This is a genomic window from Streptomyces sp. AB3(2024), from assembly GCF_041862025.1.
Classification (GTDB): domain Bacteria; phylum Actinomycetota; class Actinomycetes; order Streptomycetales; family Streptomycetaceae; genus Streptomyces.
This window is the reverse complement of the sequence record NZ_JBGWAB010000019.1, coordinates 27,846-49,905: the sequence shown is the minus strand read 5'-3', so window position 1 is coordinate 49,905 and position 22,060 is coordinate 27,846. Positions and strand designations below refer to the sequence as shown.

General features: G+C 71.7%; 26 protein-coding genes. 17 read left to right on the top strand and 9 right to left on the bottom strand.

The genetic code is table 11. The features are described from left to right. Positions 1-41: 41 nt before the first annotated feature. The 3 genes from ACEPPI_RS11110 to ACEPPI_RS11100 are packed head-to-tail and all read right to left on the bottom strand — an operon-like array spanning position 42 to position 2,911. Positions 42-1,676 (bottom strand): FAD-dependent monooxygenase, encoded by a 1,635-nt coding sequence (locus tag ACEPPI_RS11110; RefSeq protein ID WP_373915058.1) that lies wholly within the window; start codon positions 1,674-1,676, stop codon positions 42-44. A 42-nt stretch (positions 1,677-1,718) separates the two neighbouring features. Beyond that, complete coding sequence (locus tag ACEPPI_RS11105; protein ID WP_373915057.1) at positions 1,719-2,453, bottom strand: Mut7-C RNAse domain-containing protein; 735 nt, start codon at positions 2,451-2,453, stop codon at positions 1,719-1,721. Positions 2,454-2,494: 41 nt separating this feature from the next. Then, positions 2,495-2,911, bottom strand: a complete 417-nt coding sequence (locus ACEPPI_RS11100) for a winged helix-turn-helix transcriptional regulator (protein WP_373915056.1) — start codon at positions 2,909-2,911, stop codon at positions 2,495-2,497. Positions 2,912-3,071: 160 nt separating this feature from the next. On the opposite strand from ACEPPI_RS11100, the gene ACEPPI_RS11095 reads away from it, so the two are divergent. Next, entirely contained in the window at positions 3,072-3,971 is a 900-nt protein-coding gene (locus ACEPPI_RS11095; RefSeq protein WP_373915095.1) for an NADP-dependent oxidoreductase, read from the top strand. 118 nt (positions 3,972-4,089) lie between these two features. On the opposite strand, the gene ACEPPI_RS11090 is transcribed toward ACEPPI_RS11095, so the two are convergent. After that, positions 4,090-4,596 carry a GNAT family N-acetyltransferase gene (locus ACEPPI_RS11090; RefSeq protein WP_373915055.1) on the bottom strand — a complete coding sequence of 169 codons (507 nt, stop codon included), beginning with the start codon at positions 4,594-4,596 and terminating at the stop codon, positions 4,090-4,092. Positions 4,597-4,704: 108 nt separating this feature from the next. Here ACEPPI_RS11090 and ACEPPI_RS11085 point away from each other — a divergent pair, with 108 nt between their 5' ends. Next, positions 4,705-5,121: an EF-hand domain-containing protein gene (locus ACEPPI_RS11085; protein ID WP_373915054.1), complete on the top strand. Its 417-nt coding sequence runs from the start codon at positions 4,705-4,707 to the stop codon at positions 5,119-5,121. Between the two features lie 73 nt (positions 5,122-5,194). On the opposite strand, the gene ACEPPI_RS11080 is transcribed toward ACEPPI_RS11085, so the two are convergent. Continuing rightward, positions 5,195-5,806: a hypothetical protein gene (locus tag ACEPPI_RS11080; RefSeq protein WP_373915053.1), complete on the bottom strand. Its 612-nt coding sequence runs from the start codon at positions 5,804-5,806 to the stop codon at positions 5,195-5,197. Positions 5,807-5,939: 133 nt separating this feature from the next. Here ACEPPI_RS11080 and hemL point away from each other — a divergent pair, with 133 nt between their 5' ends. The 8 genes from hemL (at position 5,940) to ACEPPI_RS11040 (ending at position 14,226) form a co-directional block, all read left to right on the top strand. After that, complete coding sequence (hemL, locus tag ACEPPI_RS11075; protein ID WP_356213856.1) at positions 5,940-7,262, top strand: glutamate-1-semialdehyde 2,1-aminomutase; 1,323 nt, start codon at positions 5,940-5,942, stop codon at positions 7,260-7,262. After that, complete coding sequence (locus ACEPPI_RS11070) at positions 7,259-7,933, top strand: histidine phosphatase family protein (protein WP_373915052.1); 675 nt, start codon at positions 7,259-7,261, stop codon at positions 7,931-7,933. The genes hemL and ACEPPI_RS11070 overlap by 4 nt, the downstream gene beginning before the upstream one ends. A gap of 175 nt (positions 7,934-8,108) precedes the next feature. After that, positions 8,109-9,350, top strand: coding sequence for a hypothetical protein (locus ACEPPI_RS11065; protein ID WP_373915051.1), 1,242 nt, complete (start codon positions 8,109-8,111; stop codon positions 9,348-9,350). A gap of 77 nt (positions 9,351-9,427) precedes the next feature. Further along, a complete protein-coding gene (locus tag ACEPPI_RS11060; RefSeq protein WP_373915050.1) occupies positions 9,428-10,087 on the top strand; it encodes a TlpA family protein disulfide reductase in 660 nt (219 codons plus the stop codon). Positions 10,088-10,091: 4 nt separating this feature from the next. Then, positions 10,092-10,868: a cytochrome c biogenesis CcdA family protein gene (locus tag ACEPPI_RS11055; protein ID WP_373915049.1), complete on the top strand. Its 777-nt coding sequence runs from the start codon at positions 10,092-10,094 to the stop codon at positions 10,866-10,868. A gap of 13 nt (positions 10,869-10,881) precedes the next feature. Then, positions 10,882-12,618, top strand: a complete 1,737-nt coding sequence (locus tag ACEPPI_RS11050) for a cytochrome c biogenesis protein ResB (protein WP_373915048.1) — start codon at positions 10,882-10,884, stop codon at positions 12,616-12,618. Next, a complete protein-coding gene (gene ccsB, locus ACEPPI_RS11045) occupies positions 12,615-13,697 on the top strand; it encodes a c-type cytochrome biogenesis protein CcsB (RefSeq protein ID WP_373915047.1) in 1,083 nt (360 codons plus the stop codon). The genes ACEPPI_RS11050 and ccsB overlap by 4 nt, the downstream gene beginning before the upstream one ends. A gap of 25 nt (positions 13,698-13,722) precedes the next feature. After that, complete coding sequence (locus ACEPPI_RS11040) at positions 13,723-14,226, top strand: SRPBCC domain-containing protein (protein WP_373915046.1); 504 nt, start codon at positions 13,723-13,725, stop codon at positions 14,224-14,226. Here the strand turns inward: ACEPPI_RS11040 and ACEPPI_RS11035 are convergent. After that, positions 14,202-14,744 (bottom strand): hypothetical protein, encoded by a 543-nt coding sequence (locus ACEPPI_RS11035; protein WP_373915045.1) that lies wholly within the window; start codon positions 14,742-14,744, stop codon positions 14,202-14,204. The two genes, ACEPPI_RS11040 and ACEPPI_RS11035, sit on opposite strands and share 25 nt — an antisense overlap. Before the next feature lie 109 nt (positions 14,745-14,853). Continuing rightward, the gene (locus ACEPPI_RS11030) at positions 14,854-15,171 is read right to left on the bottom strand and encodes a PLD nuclease N-terminal domain-containing protein (protein WP_373915044.1); all 318 of its coding nucleotides are present in this window, start codon (positions 15,169-15,171) and stop codon (positions 14,854-14,856) included. Between the two features lie 90 nt (positions 15,172-15,261). On the opposite strand from ACEPPI_RS11030, the gene ACEPPI_RS11025 reads away from it, so the two are divergent. From ACEPPI_RS11025 to ACEPPI_RS11010, 4 genes are read left to right on the top strand one after another with little or no spacing between them, the layout of a single operon-like run. Next, positions 15,262-16,719 (top strand): menaquinone biosynthesis decarboxylase, encoded by a 1,458-nt coding sequence (locus ACEPPI_RS11025; protein WP_373915043.1) that lies wholly within the window; start codon positions 15,262-15,264, stop codon positions 16,717-16,719. Further along, positions 16,716-17,201 carry a hypothetical protein gene (locus tag ACEPPI_RS11020; RefSeq protein ID WP_373915042.1) on the top strand — a complete coding sequence of 162 codons (486 nt, stop codon included), beginning with the start codon at positions 16,716-16,718 and terminating at the stop codon, positions 17,199-17,201. The genes ACEPPI_RS11025 and ACEPPI_RS11020 overlap by 4 nt, the downstream gene beginning before the upstream one ends. Beyond that, entirely contained in the window at positions 17,198-18,121 is a 924-nt protein-coding gene (mqnP, locus tag ACEPPI_RS11015) for a menaquinone biosynthesis prenyltransferase MqnP (protein ID WP_373915041.1), read from the top strand. The genes ACEPPI_RS11020 and mqnP overlap by 4 nt, the downstream gene beginning before the upstream one ends. A 26-nt stretch (positions 18,122-18,147) precedes the next feature. After that, on the top strand, positions 18,148-18,732 hold the full coding sequence (locus ACEPPI_RS11010; protein ID WP_373915040.1) for a Uma2 family endonuclease: 585 nt from the start codon (positions 18,148-18,150) through the stop codon (positions 18,730-18,732). A gap of 4 nt (positions 18,733-18,736) precedes the next feature. On the opposite strand, the gene ACEPPI_RS11005 is transcribed toward ACEPPI_RS11010, so the two are convergent. Next, entirely contained in the window at positions 18,737-19,330 is a 594-nt protein-coding gene (locus tag ACEPPI_RS11005; protein ID WP_373915039.1) for a rhomboid family intramembrane serine protease, read from the bottom strand. Positions 19,331-19,417: 87 nt separating this feature from the next. On the opposite strand from ACEPPI_RS11005, the gene ACEPPI_RS11000 reads away from it, so the two are divergent. Beyond that, positions 19,418-20,101, top strand: a complete 684-nt coding sequence (locus ACEPPI_RS11000; protein WP_373915038.1) for a UbiX family flavin prenyltransferase — start codon at positions 19,418-19,420, stop codon at positions 20,099-20,101. Here the strand turns inward: ACEPPI_RS11000 and ACEPPI_RS10995 are convergent. Then, positions 20,098-20,232, bottom strand: a complete 135-nt coding sequence (locus ACEPPI_RS10995; protein ID WP_279628676.1) for a hypothetical protein — start codon at positions 20,230-20,232, stop codon at positions 20,098-20,100. The genes ACEPPI_RS11000 and ACEPPI_RS10995 overlap by 4 nt on opposite strands. Before the next feature lie 121 nt (positions 20,233-20,353). On the opposite strand from ACEPPI_RS10995, the gene ACEPPI_RS10990 reads away from it, so the two are divergent. Both ACEPPI_RS10990 and mqnE read left to right on the top strand, forming a co-directional pair. Beyond that, positions 20,354-20,809, top strand: a complete 456-nt coding sequence (locus ACEPPI_RS10990) for an Lrp/AsnC family transcriptional regulator (protein ID WP_030232075.1) — start codon at positions 20,354-20,356, stop codon at positions 20,807-20,809. 55 nt (positions 20,810-20,864) lie between these two features. Further along, on the top strand, positions 20,865-22,028 hold the full coding sequence (gene mqnE, locus ACEPPI_RS10985) for an aminofutalosine synthase MqnE (protein ID WP_373915036.1): 1,164 nt from the start codon (positions 20,865-20,867) through the stop codon (positions 22,026-22,028). Positions 22,029-22,060: the final 32 nt, after the last annotated feature.

Genomic DNA, 22,060 nt, shown 5'->3' with positions numbered 1-22,060 from the left:
GGGCCTTGAGGGACCCGGGAGCTTTGAGGGCCTTGAGGGCTTTACGGGTTCTGCGGGCTTTGCGGGACCCGGGGGCCGCCGGGTCCCGGCAGGGGGCGGGGCAGCAGCCAGGTGGCGACGGCCGCGGTGAGTTCGGCGTCGGTGGGCCGGTGGGCGCTCCAGGCGACGTATCCGTCGGGGCGTACGAGGACGCACGCGGTGCGCGTCCCGGAAGCCCAGCGGCGGTGGGCGAGGGGGGCTCCCGGCGGGGTGGCGGTGCCGGGCGGGGTGACGAGGACGAAGCCGCCGGTGCGCAGGGCCTCGTAGAGGCGCTCTCCGTGGGCGAGGGCGAGGTCGGGGGCGCGCCGGCCGGCGGGGGTGGGGCGGCGGGTGCCGGGCGGGGGCGGGTAGGCGATGCCGATGCCGGAGACGATGCCGAGGGCGCGTTCCCGGGCGGGGCCGATGTGGGCGAGGACGGCGGCGCCGAGGGCGCGGGCGGTGCGGTGGGCGGGGGTGGCGGCCATGGCGGCGCGGACGATGCTGCCGCTGACGCGCAGGACGAGGCGGCCGACGGGGTGGCGTTCGCGGTGGTAGCTGTCGAGGAGGGCGTCGGGGTCGGGGGCCCGGCCGTGGAGGACGGCGGCGAGTTTCCAGGAGAGGTTGGCGGCGTCCTGGAGGCCGGTGTTCATGCCGAGGCCGCCGGCGGGGGAGTGGACGTGGGCGGCGTCCCCGGCGAGGAAGACGCGGCCGACGCGGTAGTGGGGGACCTGGCGTTCGTCGCTGTGGAAGCGGGACATCCAGCGGGGGTCGTGCATGCCGTGGTCGCTGCCGAGGGCGTCGCGCAGGATGGCGCGGAGTTCGTCGAGGTCGACGGGGGCGGTGTCCGGGGCGTCGGCGTCGCGGCGCCAGCCGATGGCGCGGTACCAGCCGTCGCCGAAGGGGACGAGGAAGCCGAAGGCGTCGGCGGCGCCGTTGACGGCGAGGGCGTCCTCGGGCGGATCGGTGAGGCGGACGTCGGCCAGGATCATGGAGCGGACGACGGCGCGGCCGGGGAAGGGGAGGCCGAGGGCCTCGCGGACGGTGGAGCGGACGCCGTCGGCGCCGACGACGTGGCGGGCGTGGATCCGGCGGGTGGGGGCGGTGCCGGGGGCGGCTGTCGAGGCGCCCGGGGTGTCCGGGGTGTCCGGGGTGGCGGGGCGGAGGTCGAGGGTGACGGTGTCGCGCTCCTGGCGCAGGCCGATGACCCGACTGTCGTACTGGATGTCCACCCCTGTGGACAACGCGCGGCGCTCCAGGAGTTTTTCTGTCTCATATTGAGGGGTGATGAGCGCGAACGGGTAGCGCGAGCGCAGGTGTTGGAGGGAGAGGGGCATGCCACCGAAGGGGCGTATGCGGTCGATCCGGCGGCCGGTGGTGACGAGCGGGTCGGCGAGTCCGCGGGCGTCGAGCAGTTCGAGGGTGCGGGCGTGCACGGCGAAGGCGCGGGTGAGGTTGGCGGCGGTGCGGGGGCGCCGCTCCACGAGGGTGACGGAGAGTCCGGTGGCGGCGAGGTCGCCGGCGAGCAGGAGTCCGGTGGGTCCTGCGCCGACGACCACGACGTCGACGACGGTCCGGGGGTCCGCGGTGGTGGCGGACCGGGGGTCGGTCGCGTTGGTGGCGGGGTCCATGACGTGCGAGGTGTTCTCGGCTGCGGTCATGGCCGGAGAGTCTGCCGGACGAGGGCCTCCGGCGCGTGGGGATCAGGCGGCGGCGCCGCCGAATTCGGCCATGGCCTCGCCGACGATCCGTTCCAGCCGGGCGTGGTGGGCGCCGCGCCAGTAGACGCGCTCGCAGTCGGTGCACTGCGCGAAGACGTCGTATGAGCGCTGCGTGCCGTGCTCCAGACGGTCGCCCACACTGTCCTTGTCGGCCTCGCGCAGGGGGCCGTTGCAGGCGGTGCAGCGGGTCCAGGGGACGAGGTCGGGGGCGAACCGGCCGAGGACGTCACGGAGTTGGTCGTCGGGGTTGTCGCTGTAGACGTAGGCGCCGGCGAAGATCTCGCGGCGGCGCAGGAGGCCGCGGTCGCGGGAGAGCAGGACGCGGCGTTCGGCGGCGGAGCGGGTGGCGAGCGCGGGGTCGCCGATGTCCTCGTTCTCGTAGGCGGCGTCGACGCCGAGCAGGCGCAGGCGGCGGGCGAGGGTGCCGAGGTGGACGTCGAGGAGGAAGCGCAGCGGGGCGTCGGGGAGCCGCTGCGGGCGCTCCACGCCGAACACCTCGACGGACTGGCCCGCTTGGGGCACGTAGGAGACGGGCACCTCGTGGCCGTCGACGAGGAGGCGGCCGACCTCGGTGAGGGGGACGCCCGCGGATTCGACGACGTGGCCGATGCTGGAGGCGCCGTCGGTGGCGGTCGGTACGCGTTCCGCACGCCGGCTGGGCGGGGCGAAGAGGCGCAGCTCGGGGGCGAGGGTGAGATGGATGCCGGGACCGTTCACGATCCCAGCATGCCATCGGGAGGCGGGGTGGCGCGGCCGAATTACGCGGTCGCGAGGGCTTCGTCGTAGGCGTCGCGGTGGGCGCTGACGTCGTCGAAGTGGTTCTCCGCCCAGTGCTTCACGGAGGAGAGGAGACAGCCGAGGCTGCCGCCGAGTTCGGTGAGGGCGTAGTCGACGCGGACGGGGACGGCGGGGGTGACGGTGCGGCTGACGAGGCCGTCGCGTTCGAGGGAGCGGAGGGTCTGGGTGAGCATCTTCTGGCTGACGCCGGGGATCTTGCGGCCGAGGTCGCTGTAGCGCATGGAGCCGGTCTCGGCCTGGCCGAGGGCGCTGAGGACGAGGCCGACCCACTTGTCGCTGATGCGGGCCAGGAGCTGGCTGGTGGGGCATTCCTTGACGAAGGCGTCGTAGGCGGCGCGGGCTTCGTCACGGCGGGCGGCGGCGGTGCGGGTGGCCATGGTTACCCACTTCCGGGTCGGGTACGCACTCCCAAGCACGTACTTACGAAAAGAGAGTACCTCTCCCTAAGTTAGTGGTCATCGGGAAGGGCGGAACCGCCCGGCGAACCCGAGCCGAACGAGCCAGGGGAGAAAGAGAATGAGCGAGCAGACGCACACCATGCGGGCAGCGGTCGTCGACGCCTTCGGCGGTCCGGAGCAGGTGCGGGTGGAGCGGGTGCCGGTGCCGCGCCCGGAAGCCGGCCAGGTCCGGATCCGGGTCCGGGCGGCCGGGGTGAACCCGGTCGACGGAGCGGTCCGCTTGGGGGTCTTCGGCGAGGCCGGGCAGCGGCTCGGGCTCGGCTGGGACGTGGCGGGCGAGATCGACGCGGTCGGCCCGGAGGTGGAGGGCTGGACGGTGGGCCGCCGGGTGGTGGGCCTGCACCACGGCCCGGTGAAGCCGCTCGGCACGCACGCCGAGTACGTGGTGCTCGACGCCTCGGCGCTGGCCCCGGCCCCCGGGACGGCGGACGACGCGGCCGCGGCGGCGCTGCCGCTGAGCGGGCTGACGGCCGCCCGCGCGGTGGACCTGCTGGGACTGGCCCCCGGCGCGTCCGTGCTGATCACCGGTGCGGCCGGGATGGTCGGAGGGCTCGCGGTCCAGCTGGCCGTCCGCGCCGGACTGGCGGTGACCGCCCTGGCGGGCGCGGAGGACGAGGCGTTCGTACGGTCGCTCGGCGCGAGCGCCTTCGTGGAGCGCGGCGGGGCGCCGGCCGGCCCGGTCGACGGGGTCCTGGACGCGGCGGTCCTGGGGGAGGCCGCGCTGGCCTTCGTCCGTGACGGAGGGGTTTACGTCGGGCTCCGCCCGCACGGCGGGCCGGCCGCGGAGCGGGGGATCCGGGTCGAGGAGCAGGAGGTCGCCCCCGACGGCGAGCACCTGGGGCGGCTGGTCGCGCTGGTCGACGCGGGGGAGCTGACGCTCCGGGTCGCGGGCACCTTCGACCTCTCGGACGCCGCGAAGGCCCACGCCGCCCTCGGCACCCCGGGCACGCGGGGCCGGCTGGTCCTCACGGTCGCCTGAGCGGCTGACGGGCTGACGGGCTGAAGGGCCGGGCGACCAGGGCCTCCGGCCGGGCCAGTCCCGGCCGGTCCGGGCCCGGGCCGGCCGCGCGCCCCGGGATCCGGCGGGGAGGGCGGGGTCAGGGGGTGAGGGGCAGGTGCCAGTCGTTGGAGGGGTGCGGGGTGCCCGGGGGGTACTCGAAGTCGACCCGGCCCAGGCACGCGAAGCCCGCCCGGCGGCAGACGGCGTTGGATGCCGGGTGGTCGGTGCCAGGGAAGGCGTGCAGGGCGCCGCGGGAGCCGTGGGCGCGGATGTGGGCGACGAGTTCGGCCAGGGCGACCGCGGCCAGGCCGCGGCCCTGGAACTCCGGGAGCACCGCCCAGCCGGTCTCGTACACCGGCTCGCCGCGCCACTCCCGCTCCCAGAAGCCGATCGACCCGACGGCCTCGGCGCCGAGCACCACCCGGAACATCCGCCCGGCGGCCGGCTCCCGCGCGCTCAGGGCCTCGTAGCGGCGCTGCCGGTCGGCGAGCCTCTCCTCGGACTCGGGCCCGCCGAGGTGCGCGGTCATCTCCGCCGAGTTGCACCGTGACAGCAGCCAGAAGTCGTCCTTGCCCCAGGGCTCCAGCCGTACGCGCGTCTCCATGTGGCCACTCTGCCCCGTGGGCCAGGGGGCGGAAAGAGGTGAGAGGGGGCGCACGGGGCGCGCGGGGCGGGGTAGCGGGCCAGTCCGAAGTGGGCGAAAGGGATCTTCATGGACACGGCCGCCTCGCTCATCGCAAAGCGGCACATCTTCACCATGCTCGATGTGGACGGGGACGGTGTGATCTCCCGGCACGAGTACCTGTCCCGCCCCGAGCGGGCCGCGTCGGCGATGGGCCGCGGCGCCGACGACCCGCGGGTCGCGGCCGCCCGCACCGCGCACGAGCGGGTGTTCACCTCGATGGACGCGGACGGCGACGGGGCTCTGGACCGGGCGGAGTTCACGCGGCTGCGGGAGGCGCTGGGCAATCCGGCCGACAAGGCGGGCCCGGCGTTCGACGCGCTGGACGCGGCCGCCGGCGGTCACGGGCGCGTCGGCCGGGACGTCTGCCCGGCCTCGATCCGCCGCTACGTCACGCAGGGCACGTCACCGATGGCGGAAGCACCGCACACGGCCGCCGCCCGCTGACCGGCCGCGCCGCCCCCGCCTGCCCCGCCGACCACGCCCCCTCCCGCCGCACGACCGCGGCGGGACGGGCCGGTCAGGGCCAGACGAGGCAGTACGGCTGGTGGCCGGCCTCGTGGAGGCGGTGGGAGAAGTCCTGCCACTCGTGCAGCAGCTGGTAGACGTTGAAGGCGTCCCGGGGGCCGCCCCGGTCCGGGACGGTAGACCAGATGAAGGCGGCCGCGCCGACCGACTCCTCGCCGACGCCGCGCAGCGGGTCGACCACCGTCATCGGCAGCTTGACCACGGCGTAGTCGGGGTGCAGGACGACCAGCTCCAGCGGGGGCACCTTGTGCAGGGGTATGCCCTCGATGCCGGTCAGGACCATCGCGGCGACCGTCTCCGGCTTGATCTTGGTGAACATGCCGCCCATGCCGAGCTCGTCGCCGCCGAGCTCCTCGGGCCGCATCGTCTGGGGCACCCGCGCGGCCGTTGCGCCGTCGGGGGCGCCGAAGTACTTGTACGTCACTCCCATGCCGCGGCCCTTGGGGAGGCCGTCCCCGCCGTCCGGCGTCCGGGAGGGACCCGGTACGGGATCGGCCGCCTCGGCGCCGTGGCGCCGGTGCTTGCCGCGACGGGCTCGGGCATCACGGGCGCGCTGCGGGTCCAGGCCGTCCGTACCCTCGCCCGGTCCACCACCGCGTTGCATATCTCCACCCGACACGTTTTGCCTGCCCCGGCCCCGCGGCCTCCGCCACGCAGCCTGATCATCATGGCAGTGACCTCCCCCGCGGCGGCGCGGTGAAACGCCCGTCCGCAAGTCTGTCGCGGCCTCTGAGACCATGGCTGGTGTGAGCTACCCGTACCCGTATGAAGCCCCAGTTTCGCAGACGCTCTTCGAGCGCGCGTCCCTCGTGACCCCCGGCGGCGTGAACTCTCCCGTGCGCGCCTTCCGTGCCGTGGGCGGTACGCCCCGGTTCATGGTGTCCGGTACCGGTCCCTATCTGACCGATGCCGACGGGCGCGAGTACGTCGACCTGGTCTGCTCGTGGGGGCCGATGATCCTCGGCCATTCCCACCCCGAGGTGATCGAGGCCGTGCAGGCCGCGGTCGCCCGCGGCACCTCCTTCGGCACGCCCGGTGAGGGCGAGGTCGCGCTCGCCGAGGAGATCGTCGCCCGTATCGAGCCCGTCGAGCAGGTGCGCCTGGTGTCCTCGGGCACCGAGGCGACCATGTCGGCGATCCGGCTGGCCCGCGGCTTCACCGGCCGCGCCAAGGTCGTGAAGTTCGCCGGCTGCTACCACGGTCACGTCGACGCGCTCCTGGCCGCCGCCGGTTCCGGCCTGGCGACCTTCGCCCTGCCGGACACCCCCGGTGTGACCGGCGCGCAGGCCGGCGACACGATCGTGCTCCCCTACAACGACCTCGACGCGGTGCGGGCGGCGTTCGCCGCGCACCCGGGCGAGATCGCCTGTGTGATCACCGAGGCCGCGCCCGGCAACATGGGCGTGGTGACCCCGGGCGAGGGCTTCAACCAGGGGCTGGCCGACCTGTGCCGGGAGAACGGCGCGCTGTACATCTCCGACGAGGTGATGACCGGTTTCCGTACCTCCCGCGCGGGCTGGTACGGCGTGGACGGGGTCAAGCCCGACCTGATGACCTTCGGCAAGGTCATGGGCGGCGGCTTCCCGGCGGCGGCGTTCGGCGGCCGTGCGGACGTCATGGGCCACCTGGCCCCGGCCGGCCCGGTGTACCAGGCGGGCACGCTCTCCGGTAACCCGATCGCCACCGCGGCCGGTCTCGCGCAGCTGCGGCTGCTGGACGCGGCGGCGTACGAGAAGGTCGACGCGGTCTCCGCGGAGATCCAGGGACTGGTGACGGCGGCGCTGGCCAAGGAGGGCGTGGCGCACCGGCTGCAGACGGCCTCCAACATGTTCTCGGTGTTCTTCACCGAGGACGAGGTCCGCAACTACGACGACGCGAAGAAGCAGGAAGGGTTCCGCTTCAACGGGTTCTTCCACTCGATGCTGGCGCAGGGCGTCTACCTGCCGCCGTCGGCGTTCGAGTCGTGGTTCGTGTCCACCGCCCACGACGAGCGCGCCGTGGAGCGCATCGCGGCCGCGCTGCCCGCCGCCGCCCGAGCCGCCGCGGAGGCGACCGCATGAGCGACATCACCGTCGTCCACCTGATGCGGCACGGCGAGGTGCACAACCCGGACGGGGTGCTCTACGGGCGCCGGGCCGGGTACCACCTCTCCGAGCTGGGCCGGCAGATGGCCGACCGGGTGGCCGAGCACCTCCAGGACCGGGACGTCACGCACGTGGTGGCCTCCCCGCTGGAGCGGGCGCAGGAGACGGCCGCGCCGATCGTGAAGGTGCACGGCCTGGAGCTGGCGACGGACGGCCGGCTGATCGAGGCGGGCAACGTCTTCGAGGGCAAGACCTTCGGCGTCGGCGACGGTGCGCTGCGCAAGCCGGGCAACTGGAAGCACCTGACGAACCCGTTCAAGCCGTCGTGGGGCGAGCCGTACGTGGAGCAGGTCGTTCGGATGATGAGCGCGATCGAGGCGGCGCGGGACGCGGCGCGCGGGCACGAGGCGGTGGCGGTCAGCCACCAGCTGCCGATCTGGATCGTGCGGAGCTTCGCGGAGAAGCGGCGGCTGTGGCACGACCCGCGGCGCCGGCAGTGCACGCTGGCCTCGCTGACGTCGTTCACGTACCAGGGCGACAAGCTGGTGTCGGTGGGCTACAGCGAGCCGGCGCGGGACCTGGTCCCGGCGCACCTCCTGGCCGGAGCGAAGCCGGTGAAGGGCAAGTCCAAGGCCTTCGGCGCCTGACTTCGCCCCCGCGGGCCCGTTCCCGTCCGGGGGCGGGCCCGCGGGTGTCTCCGGGGGCTCCGGGGGCCCTGAGGGCAAAGCCGGGTCATGGGCAGTCCTAATTTCATACAAGTCATGCCCGTGGTGACGTGTCGATGGGTCGACGTCGCAGGATTGTCCGTTTATATGACATTTCATGAGCGACGTACGCGACGTCAGTCGAAGGGGATTGCTCGGGCTCGGACTCGGCGCCGCCGCCGCGATCGGGCTCGCCGGCTGCGGTGGCGGCGGGTCCGGGTCCGGGGCCGGTAAGCACGGCCCGATAACGGCCGGCGACGGCTCCGCGCCGCCCGCCGCCGTCCGCGTGATCGGCGACGGCTCCACCGCCGACACCGGACCGCAGCCGCACCAGCCGCCCCGGCCCGTCCCCCTGGAACCCGGTCAGACCCCGCCGCAGTTCGTCGTCTTCAGCTGGGACGGCGCGGGCGAGGTCGGCAACGGCCTCTTCCCCCGCTTCCTCAAGCTCGCGGGCGACCACGGCGCGGCGATGACCTTCTTCCTCTCCGGCCTCTACCTCCTGCCGGAGTCGAAGAGCGGCCTCTACCACCCCCCGAACAACCCCGTCGGCGCCTCCGACATCGGCTACCTCAAGGACGAGAACGTCCGCAACACCCTCCACTTCGTCCGCCAGGCCTGGCTCGACGGCCACGAGATCGGCACCCACTTCAACGGCCACTTCTGCGGCGGCTCCGGCTCCGTCGCGCACTGGAGCCCGGAGGACTGGCGCTCGGAGATCGACCAGGCGGTGGCGTTCGTCACCAACTGGCGCACCAACACCGGCTTCACCGACCTCGAACCCCTGCCCTTCGACTACCGCAAGGAGCTCATCGGCGCCCGCACCCCCTGCCTCCTGGGCCAGGAGGGCCTGCTGCCGACCGCCGCCCGCCTCGGCTGGCGCTACGACTCCAGCTCGTCCGGCGGCCTGCAGCAGTGGCCGGTGAAGAAGGAGGGCGTCTGGGACCTGCCCCTCCAGTCGCTGCCCTTCCCCGGGCACACGTTCGAGGTGCTGAGCATGGACTACAACATCCTCGCCAACCAGTCGCGGAACACCACCAAGGGCGTGCCCGCCAACTACCCCGCCTGGTGCTCCCAGGCCACCGCCACCTACCTCGGCGGCTTCCGCCGCGCCTACGAGACCAACCGCGCGCCCCTCTTCATCGGCAACCACTTCGAGGAATGGAACGGCGGCATCTACATGGACGCCGTCGAGGAGGCCCTCAAGGCCATGGCGGACAAAAAGGACGTACGCCTCGTATCCTTCCGGCAGTTCACCGACTGGCTCGACGTCCAGGACCGGAAACTGCTGGCCAGGCTGCGGTCCCTGGCCCCCGGACAGGCCCCGCCCGGCGGCTGGTCCGCATACCTTTCGGCCGCCTGACCGGTACTGACCAGCGCCTTAACAACCCCGTCGGGGGGTGCGGAAGATCGGCAAATCGCCCATGCGAAACTTTTCACATGAGCCTTAGCCGCGCCCGTGCCCGTCGTAGTAGCCGCCGCTCGACCAGCCGCCGCTCGACCGGCGGCCGCGCCGTCCTGCTGACCGCGGTGACCCTCGCGAGCGCCCTCACCCTGTCGGCGTGCAGCGACGCGAACGGCGGCGGCAAGCCCTCCGGCTCCGCCGGGGGCAACTACGTGACCGGCCCCAACGGCATCTCCACCGTGGCCAAGGCCGACCGCGTCGACGCCCCCAAGCTCGACGGCGAGACCGTGGACGGCAAGACCGCCGACACCACCGCCCTCAAGGGCAAGGTCGTCGTCCTCAACGTGTGGGGCTCCTGGTGCCCGCCGTGCCGGGCCGAGGCGCCGTACTTCGCGAAGGTCTCCAAGGAGATGGCCGACGCCGGCAAGGACGTCGCCTTCCTCGGGATGAACACCCGCGACAGCAGCAAGCAGAACGCCACCGCCTTCGAGGAGAACTTCGGGATCACCTACCCGAGCCTCTTCGACCCGGACGGCAAGCTGATGCTCCGCTTCCCCAAGGGCACGCTCAACCCGCAGTCCATCCCCTCCACGATCGTCCTCGACAAGGAGGGCAAGATCGCCGCCCGCACCCTCGTCGCGGTCAACGAGGAGCAGCTGCGCTCGATGATCGACCCGCTCCTCGCGGAGAAGTGACCCCGTGGTCACCGCGCACCTCCTCGCCGCCGAAGCCACCGGTGTGAACACCACCGTGCTCAACGGCGCGCTGCTGCTGGCCCTGCCGCTCTCGCTGCTGGCCGGGCTGGTCTCCTTCTTCTCCCCCTGCGTCCTGCCGCTGGTCCCCGGCTACCTGTCCTACGTGACCGGCGTCGGCGGCGCCGACCTCGCCGAGGCGCGGCGCGGCCGGATGCTCGCCGGCGCGAGCCTGTTCGTGCTCGGCTTCACCGCCGTCTTCGTCTCGACCGGCGCGCTCTTCGGCTACTTCGGGGACACCCTCGCCGCCAACAAGGACGTCATCTCCCGGGTGCTCGGCGGGGTGGTCATCCTCCTCGGCTTCTTCTTCATGGGGTGGATCCCCGGTCTGACGATGCGCGAGTTCCGCTTCCACAAGAAGCCGGCGGCCGGCCTCCTCGGGGCGCCGCTGCTCGGCGTGCTCTTCGGGGTCGGCTGGAGTCCCTGCATGGGTCCGACGCTCGCGGCGGTCAACACCCTCTCCATCGACCAGGCGACCGCCGGCCGCGGGGCCCTGCTCACCGTGGTGTTCTGCCTGGGGCTGGGCCTGCCGTTCATCGCCACGGCGCTGGCCTTCCGCAAGGCGCTCGGCGCTTTCGGGTGGGTGAAGAAGCACTATGCATGGGTGATGCGCATCGGCGGCGGCATGCTGATCGTGACCGGTCTGCTGCTCGTCACAGGAATGTGGGCCAGCATCGTCAGTGAGATGCAGGGCTGGACCCAAGGCTTCACGGTGGGGATCTGAGGACTACACGCACATGAGTACGACCGACAAGGCGCCCGCCGAGGCGCCGCACGAGTCCGACCCCACCGACGAGGCGGCCGGCGCGCAGCTGTCCACCGCCCCCGTCGACGACGGCCCCGCCACCCCCGTCGGCATCGGCGTGATCGGCTGGGCCCGCTGGTTCTGGCGTCAGCTCACCTCCATGCGGGTGGCGCTGATCCTCCTCTTCCTGCTCTCGCTCGGGTCCATCCCCGGCTCCCTCATCCCGCAGACCCAGGTCGACGCGATGAAGGTCGCGGACTGGAAGAAGACCCACGAGTTCTGGGTGCCGGCCGCCGAGAAGCTCCAGCTCTTCGACGTCTACAGCTCGGTGTGGTTCTCCGCGATCTACATCCTGCTGTTCGTGTCGCTGATCGGCTGCATCGTTCCGCGCACCTGGCAGTTCGTCGGCCAGCTCACCGGCCGCCCGCCGGGCGCGCCGCGGCGCCTGGACCGGCTGCCGGCGTACACGACGTGGCGTACGCAGAAGTCCCCGGACGAGGTGCTCGCCTCGGCGAAGGGCGTCCTGGGCGGGCGCCGCTTCCGTACGGAGGCGGGCGGGAACTCCGTCGCCGCCGAGAAGGGCTACCTGCGCGAGGCCGGGAACCTGGTCTTCCACATCGCCCTGATCGTGATGCTGGTGGCGTTCGCCGCCGGTCAGCTGTTCAAGTCCGAGGGCGGCAAGCTCGTCCTGCGCGGCAAGGGCTTCTCCAACACGCTCACCCAGTACGACGACTTCAAGTACGGCAGCCTCTTCTCCTCGGACGACCTGGCGCCGTTCTCGTTCACGCTGGACAAGTTCGACGCGACGTACGAGAAGACGGGCCCGCAGAAGGGCACCGCGCGCGACTTCAAGGCCTACGTCACCTACAGCGAGGGCGCCGAGGGCGCGCCGCACAAGGCCGAGATCGAGGTCAACAAGCCCCTGGAGATCGACGGCTCCAAGATCTTCCTGCTGGGGCACGGGTACGCGCCCGTCATCTCGGTGACCGACCCCACCGGGAAGGTGATCTACAAGGACGCCGTCCCGATGCTGCCCTTCGACGCGAACCTGAGCTCCTCGGGCGCGGTCAAGGTCCCGGACGGCTACCGCAACAAGAACGGCGACAAGGAGCAGCTCGGCTTCAACGCCATGTTCGTGCCGACCTTCGCGGGCGAGGGCAAGGGCACGATGCTCTCGCAGTTCCCGGCGCTGGACTTCCCCGTCCTCGCGCTGAGCGCCTACCACGGCAGCCTGGGCGTGGACTCGGGCCTGCCGCAGAACGTGTACCAGCTGAACACCTCCAAGCTCCAGGAGTTCAAGGACGCCGACGGGCAGCTGTTCAAGAAGCGGCTGCTGCCCGGCGAGGCGATGGAGCTCCCGGGAGGCGAGGGCACCGTCAGGTTCGAGGGCGTAGAGCGCTGGGCGACCTTCTCGGTCACCCGGCAGCCTGCCAGCGGGCTGGCCCTAGCGGGCGCCATGGCCGCCATCGGCGGTCTGGCCGCCTCCCTGTTCATCCAGCGCCGCCGGGTCTGGGTCCGCGCGGTGCGCGGCGAGGACGGGGTGACCGTCGTCGAGATGGCCGGCCTGGGCCGCAGCGAGTCCGCGAAGCTGCCGGAGGAGCTGTCGGCGCTCTCGGCCGCCCTGTTCGAGCGGGCGCCCTCGGCACCCGCCGCCGCACCCCCCGCAGACGCGGAATCCGCAGGATCCGCAGAATCCGTAGACGAAGCCCACGAAGGAGAGCGCGCATGACGCTGCTCGCGGCCGCGACCAACGAGAGTCTGGCCGATCTCAGCAACAAGCTGGTGTACGCGTCGATGGCGGTCTACACGCTCGCCTTCTTCGCCCACATCACCGAATGGGTCTTCGGCAGCCGCAGCAAGGTGGGCCGTACGGCCGCCGCGCTGACGCCGGCCGCGGCCGGCGCGGCTCCCGCCGTGCAGGTGCGGACCAAGGCCGGCGGCACGGCCGTCCTCGACAGGCCGCAGGTCGTCACCCGCTCCGCCGCGGGCACCCGGGACGTCCCGGACGGCCCCGGCGCGGCGGGCGGCACCGAGAAGGGTGACCTCTACGGGCGGATCGCGGTCTCGCTGACCGTCCTCGGCTTCCTCATCGAGGCGGCCGGCGTGGTCTCCCGCGCGATGTCGGTGCAGCGGGCCCCCTGGGGCAACATGTACGAGTTCTCGGTGACCTTCTCCACGGTGGCCGTCGGCGCGTACCTGGCGCTGCTGGCGCTGAAGAAGAACGTCCGCTGGCTCGGCCTGATCCTGGTCACCACGGTCCTGCTGGACCTCGGCATCGCCACCACCTGGCTGTACACCGCCAGTGACCAGCTGGTTCCGGCCCTGCACTCGTACTGGCTGTGGATCCACGTCTCGACCGCGATCTTCTGCGGCGCCGTCTTCTACATCGGTGCGGCGGGCGCGGTGCTCTACCTGTTCCGCGACAGCTACGAGGCCCACCTGGAGGCCGGCCGCACGGTCGGCCGGTTCCGTTCCTCGGTGATGGAGCGGCTGCCCTCGGCGGCCTCGCTCGACAAGTTCTCGTACCGCATCAACGCGGCCGTCTTCCCGCTGTGGACGTTCACCATCGTCGCGGGCGCGATCTGGGCGGGCGACGCCTGGGGCCGCTACTGGGGCTGGGACCCCAAGGAGGTCTGGTCCTTCGTGACGTGGGTGGCGTACGCCTGCTACCTGCACGCGCGGGCCACCGCGGGCTGGAAGGGCCGCAAGGCGGCGTATCTGGCGCTGTTCGCCTTCGCCTGCTGGATCTGGAACTACTACGGCGTGAACATCCTGCTCAGCGGCAAGCACTCGTACGCGGGCGTCTGAGCGGAGGCGGTGCGAAGCTGGTGGTATGCCTCCTGTGAGCCATGCCACCAGCGAGCCGCGTGAGGGCGGACGCTGGATCGTCCGCTTCGAGACGCACGTGCCCTTCGCCTACGAGGCCGTGTGGCCCGCCCTGACCACGGCGGACGGGCTGTACGGCTGGCTCGCGGCGGTGGACGTGCTGGAACGCCGGTTCGGCGGGGCCGTCACCCTGCGCCGGCCGTACACCGGGAACACGGTGTCGGGGAAGGTCACGGCCTGGGACACCGAGCGGGTCGTGGAGTACACGGTCACCGGCGAGGGGCGGCTCCGCTTCCACCTGGACCCGGTGGGCACCGATTCGACGGTCGTCCGCTTCCTCGACGAGCGCGCCGGATCCGACGCGGAGCGCCTGGACTGCCTGGCCGCCTGGCACGAGCACTTCGAGGGGCTGGAGGCCGCGCTGGGCGGGCAGCCCGTCGACTGGTCGGCCTGGACCGGGGTCCGGCGGGCGGAGCTGCGGGCGTCCTACGCGTCCTTCTCCAGGACGTAGGCCCCGGGCCGGCCCGGTCCGGTCCCGTTGCCGAAGAAGAAGTACAGCTCCAGCGAGCGGCGCGCGTCGCGGCGCAGCTCGAAGGTCCAGGAGTAGTGGCCGGGTGCCTGGGTGACGGTGCCGGCGCGGATGGCGGTGCCGGTGGCGGCGGGCAGGACCAGGCGCAGGTGCTGGCCGAGGCTGCGGCCGGCGTCGGGGTCCTCGGTGAGCCGCCAGCGGCCGGGGCCGGAGAGCCGCCAGCCGGCGGCGTAGTCGCGTTCCTGGCCGTCGAGGAGGGTGACGGAGGCGCTGCCGTCGGCGCGGAAGACGACCTCGGTGCCGTCGACGCAGCGCCAGGTGCCGACGATCTCGGAGAGGTCGGCGTCGTAGACGGCGGGGACGGGTGGCGTGCCCTGCTGGGGGTTCCACCCGGTCATGGTGAGCAGCGCGGCGACGAGCACCCCGTAGGCGAGGAGATTGCGCAGGATCGTGTCGACGATCCGCGGCCCGCGCTCGCGCGGGGCCCGTGGCAGTGGCATGGGCCCATTCTGACAGCCCTATTGAACGCGTTCAATCAAGTTTTGCGTCACGTTTTGCCGCCGGGGTCCCGGTCCCGCCGGCCCCGCCCCGGTCCCGCCGGCCCTCGGCCTACCGGTCCTTGTCCTTCTCGTCCCGCTTCTCGCGCTCCTCGCGGTTCTCCCGCTCCTCGCCCAGGGACTTCAGGAACTCCGGGTTGTCGTCCGGGGCCACCCACTGCGTGCGCCCCGGGCGGCCGCCGCCGACTCCCGCGCGCTTCTTGCCCGCGAACAGCCACACCACCGGCCCGACGATCGAGAAGATCAGGATGATGATCACCCACACCACCTTGGGGAGGTGCTTGACCTCTTCCTCGGGGGTGTTCAGACAGTCGATGAAGGTGTAGATGGTCAGCGCGATGATCAGCAGGAACGGCAGATAGCGCAGCACGGTGTGGGACCGACTCCCCAGCAGTGGCGGCGGGCCCGCGTCGGGCCCCGGTGACGTCCCCAGGGTAGTTGGTGACGGATACTGGGCCCCATGGCTTACGACGATCTCCGCTCGCTGCTCCGGGCTCTGGAGCGGGAGGGCGACCTCAAGCGCATCAAGGCCGAAGTCGACCCGTACCTGGAGATCGGGGAGATCGTCGACAGAGTGAACAAGGCCGGCGGCCCGGCCCTGCTCTTCGAGAACGTCAAGGGCTCGGCGATGCCGCTCGCCATGAACGTCTTCGGGACCGACCGGCGCCTGCTCAAGGCCCTCGGCCTGAAGTCGTACGGCGAGATCAGCGAGAAGATCGGCGGCCTGCTCAAGCCCGAGCTGCCCCAGGGCTTCATCGGCGTCCGCGAGGCCTTCGGCAAGCTCGGCTCGATGGTGCACGTCCCGCCGAAGAAGGTGAAGGGCGAGTCCGCGCCCGTCCAGGAGGTCGTCCTCACCGGCGACGACGTCGACCTGGACCAGCTGCCGGCCCTCTTCACCTGGCCCAAGGACGGCGGTTCCTTCTTCAACCTGGGCCTCACCCACACCAAGCACCCCGAGACCGGCGTGCGCAACCTCGGCCTCTACCGCCTCCAGCGCCACGACAAGCGCACCATCGGCATGCACTGGCAGATCCACAAGGACAGCCGCAACCACTACGCCGTCGCCGCCGCGCGCGGCGAGCGGCTGCCGGTCGCGATCGCCTTCGGCTGCCCGCCCGCCGTGACGTACGCGTCGACCGCGCCGCTGCCGGGCGACATCGACGAGTACCTCTTCGCCGGGTTCGTCGCGGGCAAGCGGATCGAGATGGTCGACTGCAAGACGGTCCCGCTCCAGGTCCCGGCCAACGCCGAGGTCGTGGTCGAGGGCTGGCTGGAGCCGGGCGAGATGCTGCCCGAGGGCCCCTTCGGCGACCACACCGGCTTCTACACCCCGCAGGAGCCCTTCCCCGCACTGAAGATCGACTGCGTGACGATGCGCAAGCGCCCGCTGCTGCAGTCCATCGTGGTCGGCCGGCCGCCGACCGAGGACGGTCCGCTGGGCCGCGCGACGGAGCGCTTCTTCCTGCCGCTCCTCAAGATCATCGTGCCGGACATCGTGGACTATCACCTCCCCGAGTCGGGCGGCTTCCACAACTGCGCGATCGTCTCGATCGACAAGAAGTACCCCAAGCACGCGCAGAAGGTCATGCACGCCATCTGGGGCGCCCACATGATGTCGCTGACCAAGCTGATCATCGTGGTGGACAAGGACTGCGACGTCCACGACCTGCACGAGGTGTCCTGGCGGGCGCTGGGCAACACCGACTACTCCCGCGACCTCACGGTCGTCGAGGGACCGGTGGACCACCTGGACCACGCCTCGTACCAGCAGTTCTGGGGCGGCAAGGCGGGCATCGACGCCACGAAGAAACTGCCGGAGGAGGGTTACACGCGCGACGGCGGCTGGCCCGACATGGTGGAGTCCGATCCCGCGACGGCGGCCCTCGTGGACCGCCGATGGAAGGAGTACGGCCTGTGAGCCCCATCGCCGTGGGCGGTCCCGCCCTCTTCATCGGCAGCGACACCCCCTGCGTCGCCCTGGTGCGCCCGACGATCGACCCGGCCCAGCCGGCGGTCAAGGAGGCCGCCAAGCGCGCCGGAGTCACGCCCGAGGAGTTCGCCGGACCGTCCGACCAGTGGCAGCTGATCGCCGACCGCACCGACGGCGAGGGGCGGGAGATCGCCCTGAACGACCTCTCCGACGCCGACGCGGGCGCCTTCGCCGAGCGGCTGCTCGCCGCGATCGCCGACCCGGACACCGAGTTCACCGAGGTCCTGACGGTCGCCGCGCACGACGTGCTGCGCCTGGACGGCCGCCCGGCCGGCGAGGGCTTCGCCTTCCTGGCCAGCGTCGTCCCGCCGCCCTCCGAGGGAACGCCCCTGCTGGAGGTGGAGATCGGCCCGTCGTCCATCACGGACCTGCGCGCCGAACTCGAACAGTTCCGGAGGTCCCTCGGATGACATCGGCTGCCGAGGACGTCCTCGGGCCGGGCCCCGCGCCGCAGTCCGCCGGCAAGGTGAAGGCCTTCCTGCGGCTCGTGATGATCGAGCACTCGGTCTTCGCGCTGCCCTTCGCCTACATCGCCGCCTTCACCGCGATGTTCCGGCTCGACGGGCGCGTGCACTGGAGGGAGCTGCTGCTCGTCACCGTGTGCATGGTGGGCCTGCGGACCTTCGCCATGGCCGCGAACCGGATCATCGACCGCGAGATCGACGCCCGCAACCCGCGCACCGCGGGGCGCGAGCTGGTCACCGGCGCGGTGTCCGTGCGGTCCGCGTGGACCGGGGCCGGGGCCGCGCTCGTGGTGTTCCTCGGCTCGGCGGCGCTGCTGAACCCGCTGTGCCTGGCGCTCGCGCCGGTCGCCGTCGTCCCGATGGTGGTCTACCCGTACGGCAAGCGGTTCACGGACTTCCCGCACGCCATCCTGGGCCTGGCCCAGGCGATGGGGCCGATCGGCGCCTGGCTCGCCGTCACGGGCGAGTGGTCCTGGGAGGCCGTGGTCCTCGGCCTCGCCGTCGGCGTGTGGATCGGCGGCTTCGACCTGATCTTCGCCTGCCAGGACGTGGCCGCGGACCGGGCGGAGGGCGTCAGGTCCGTCCCGGCCCGCTTCGGCGTCCCGGCGGCCCTGTGGGGCGCCCGCGGCGCGCACGTCGTCACCACGGCCCTGATCGTCTGGTACGCGCTGCTCACCGACGCGGGCCCGCTGTTCTGGTTCGGCCTGCTGGTCGTCGTGGCGGCCTTCTGCTACGAGCACACCATCGTGAAGCCGCACGACCTGTCCCGCCTGAACCGTGCCTTCTTCACGGTCAACGGCTTCATCGGCATCGCCCTGTTCGTGTGCGCTTTGGCCGATCTCGTGGTGCGGGGTCTGACGGTCTGAGTAGCGTGCGGCCTACCATCGAGTGCATGGACAGGGAGGCCGACGTGACCGTCTCGGAGAGCGACCGCCTGCACTCGCAGCTCAGCCGGTTCGAGGACATGTTCCCGGGCTACCGGATGGAGATTGTCGAGGGCGCCGTCGTGATGAGTCCGCTGAAGCCGCACCACAACGCCACCATCTGGGCGTTGTGGACGACGCTCAGGAGCCAGTTGCCCGACGACTGGGGATTCCTCAGCGATGTGGCGGTGCCCTTCGACGGGGACAACGAGTTCTGTCCGGACCTCGCGGTCATTCCGCAGCCCGAGGTCGCCAAGAACCTCAGCGCCTACTCGCCCGACCTGATCGAGCTGGCCGTCGAGGTCGTCTCCCCGAGCAGCGTCCGCAACGACTACGAGGTCAAGGACCGCGCCTACGCCCGGCGCGGGATCCCGCACTACCTGATCTTCGACCCGTACAAGGCGCAGTGCACGACCCTCTGGAACCCCGGTCCCGACGGCTACCGCGGCCGGGACGTGATCCCGTACGGCGAGACGGTCGTCGTGGAGACGGGCATCGGCAAGCTGACGCTGGACACGTCGCCCCTCCCCGTGGACCCGGGCACGGCCGCCTGAGCGGCTATGCGGTCCGCGCCGGGCGGCGGTGGTACACGGCCGTCGCGATGCCCGCGGCCAGACCGCACAGGTGGGCCTGCCAGCTCACGGTGGCGTCGGTCGGCAGGATGCCGGTCAGGATCGTGCTGCCGTAGACGGCGGCGACGCCCAGGGCCACGGCGATGCCGAGCGTCCTGCGTTCCACGAAGCCCCGCACGAGCAGGTAGCCGAAGAGTCCGAAGACCAGGCCGGAGGCACCCGCCGTGATGGTGTTCGGCGGCGAGATCAGCCAGATGCCGATGCCGTCGGCCAGCATGATCAGGGCGCACACCACGAGGAAGCGGCGGATCCCGGACAGGGCCGTGACGAAGCCGAGGACCAGCAGCGGGACGCTGTTGGCGGCGACGTGGGCGAAGCCGAAGTGCAGGAAGGGCGCGAAGAGGATGCCGCTCAGGCCGTCCGGGTCGCGGGCGAGTATCCCGTACGCGTCGAGCGCGTGGCCGGTGACGAGGTCGACGGCCTCGATCGCCCACAACAGGCCTACCCAGCCGAGCATCAGCCGGGCTGCGGCCCCGGCCCGGTCCGTCCGGGTCCAGGTCTCTTCGGCCATCGTGTTCATGTACGTCCCCTCGCGCCGTCCCACGCCCTGGGACGTGCGGTCACCTTACCGAGTGGCTTCGCTCCGTGGCCGGATAGTCTCGGAGGTATGACAGAGCGCAAGCGCACCCCGTGGGTGGTCGGGGTTTCCGGGGCCTCCGGGACGCCGTACGCGGCGGCGGTGGTCCGCGGGCTGCTGGCGGGCGGTGAGGACGTGGACCTGGTGGTCAGTCGTGCCTCGCGGCTGACCCTGCTGGACGAGACGGGCATCGCCTTCCGGGACGCGCACTGGCGCGGCGACCTCGCCGAGTGGCTGGGCCGGGGGGCCGACGGCAAGCCGGGCACCTTCCAGGTGCCGGATCTGGACGCCGTCCGCTATTGGGGGGCCGGGGACCTCGCCGCCGGTCCGAGCTCGGGCTCGTACCCCGTGAAGGGGATGCTGATCGTCCCCGCGTCCACGGCGTGCGTGGCCGGGGTGGCGCTGGGACTGTCGAAGGACCTGCTCCAGCGCGTCGCGAGCGTCACGCTCAAGGAGCGGCGCCGGCTGGTGGTCGCGGTGCGGGAGACCCCGCTGAACGGGCAGACGCTCAGGCATCTGGTGGCGCTGGACGAGGCGGGCGCGATCGTGCTGCCCGCCTCTCCGGCGTTCTACGCGGGCGCGACGCACATCCAGGATCTGGTGGATTTCGTCGCGGGGCGGGTGCTGGACGCGGCAGGTGTGCCGCACCGGCTGTACCGCCGTTGGGAGGGGGAACTGGGCGCCGCCCGTCCCCGTGGCCAGTCCGGTGACTAGCGCTTCTTGGCGCCGCGCGGCTTGCGGGTCTTGTCGACGCGGTGCGCGGCGGACGGCTGGTCGGTGCGGGATCGGTTGGCCAGCTCCTGGAGCTGTCGCATGTGCGCGTAGGCCATCTCGATCGTGTACACGGTGAACCACTCCTGAAGATCGTCATTGATCTGTTGAAAGATTCACAGGGTGTTGACCCTGTGCGCCTTTGATTCTATACCTAGACTTGCAGCAACGCCGAATAATGGAAGGCTCCACGTAATGGACACGGTGGACAGGCAGCTCATCCAGGCACTTCGCGAGAACGGTCGTGCCTCGTACGCGGAGCTGGGCCGTCTCGTGGGCCTCTCCGGCCCCAGCGTCACCGACCGCATCAACCGTCTGGAGACGGCCGGTGTGATCACCGGCTACCGCGCGACCGTGGACTCGGCCTCGCTCGGTCTCGGCGTCACCGCGCTGATCGGCATCTCCCTCTCCGACGCCGCGGACCACGAGGACGTGGCGCGCCGGCTGCGCGACCTGGCGGAGATCGAGGACTGCTGGTTCATCGCCGGCGACGACTCCTTCATGCTCAAGGTCCGCGCCAGCGACGTCGACGGCCTGGAGAAGATCATCCGCAAGCTCTCCGGCACCAAGGGGGTCTCGCGCACCCGCACCACGATCGTGCTCTCCACGAAGTGGGAGAACCGGGTCGGGGAGCTGCCCGAGGAGGGCTGAGAGTACGGTGGGTGGCGGTTGCACGCAGGACGGGACACGTAGAGGAGACACCGGCATGGACGCTGGGCTCAAGCGCGAGCTGGAGGAGAAGGTCCGCTCCGGCGAGCGGCTGACGCGTGAGGACGGCATCGCCCTCTACGAGTCGGACGACCTGGCCTGGCTGGGCGGTCTCGCCCACGAGGTGCGCATGCGCAAGAACGGTGACGTCGTCCACTTCAACGTCAACCGCCACCTCAACATGACGAACGTCTGCACCGCCTCGTGCGCGTACTGCTCGTTCCAGCGCAAGCCGGGCGAGAAGGACGCGTACACGATGCGCATCGAGGAGGCCGTCCGCCTGGCCAAGGCCATGGAGAACGAGAACCTCACCGAGCTGCACATCGTCAACGGCCTGCACCCCACCCTGCCGTGGCGGTACTACCCGCGCTCGCTGTCCGCCCTCAAGGAGGCGCTGCCGAACGTCTCGCTGAAGGCGTTCACGGCCACCGAGATCCACCACTTCGAGACGATCTCCGGCCTCTCGGCCTCCGAGATCCTCGACGAGCTGATCGAGGCCGGGCTGGAGTCGCTCACCGGCGGCGGCGCGGAGATCTTCGACTGGGAGGTCCGCCAGCACATCGTGGACCACCGCACCCACTGGGAAGACTGGTCGCGCATCCACCGCCTGGCGCACGAGAAGGGGCTCAAGACCCCGAGCACCATGCTCTACGGGCACATCGAGGAGCCGCGCCACCGCGTGGACCACGTGCTGCGGCTGCGCGAGCTCCAGGACGAGACCGGCGGCTTCCAGGTCTTCATCCCGCTGCGCTACCAGCACGACTTCGTGGACATGCAGGACGGCAAGGTCCGCAACAAGCTCCAGGCGCGCACGACGATGGCGACCGGCGCCGAGGCCCTCAAGACCTTCGCGGTCTCGCGCCTGCTCTTCGACAACGTGCCGCACGTGAAGGTCTTCTGGGTGATGCACGGCGTGCAGACCGCCCAGCTCGCGCTGCAGCACGGTGCGGACGACATGGACGGCTCGGTCGTCGAGTACAAGATCACGCACGACGCGGACAACTACGGCACCCCGAACAAGCTGGGCCGCGAGGACCTGCTGGAGCTGATCCGCGAGGCGGGCTTCCGCCCGGTCGAGCGCAACACGCGCTACGAGGTCATCCGCGAGTACCCCGGCCCCGACGCCGGCCTGCGCGAGACCCCGCAGGCGATGCGAGTCTGAGGTCCCGCTCCCGCGTGATGAGCCCCGGTCCC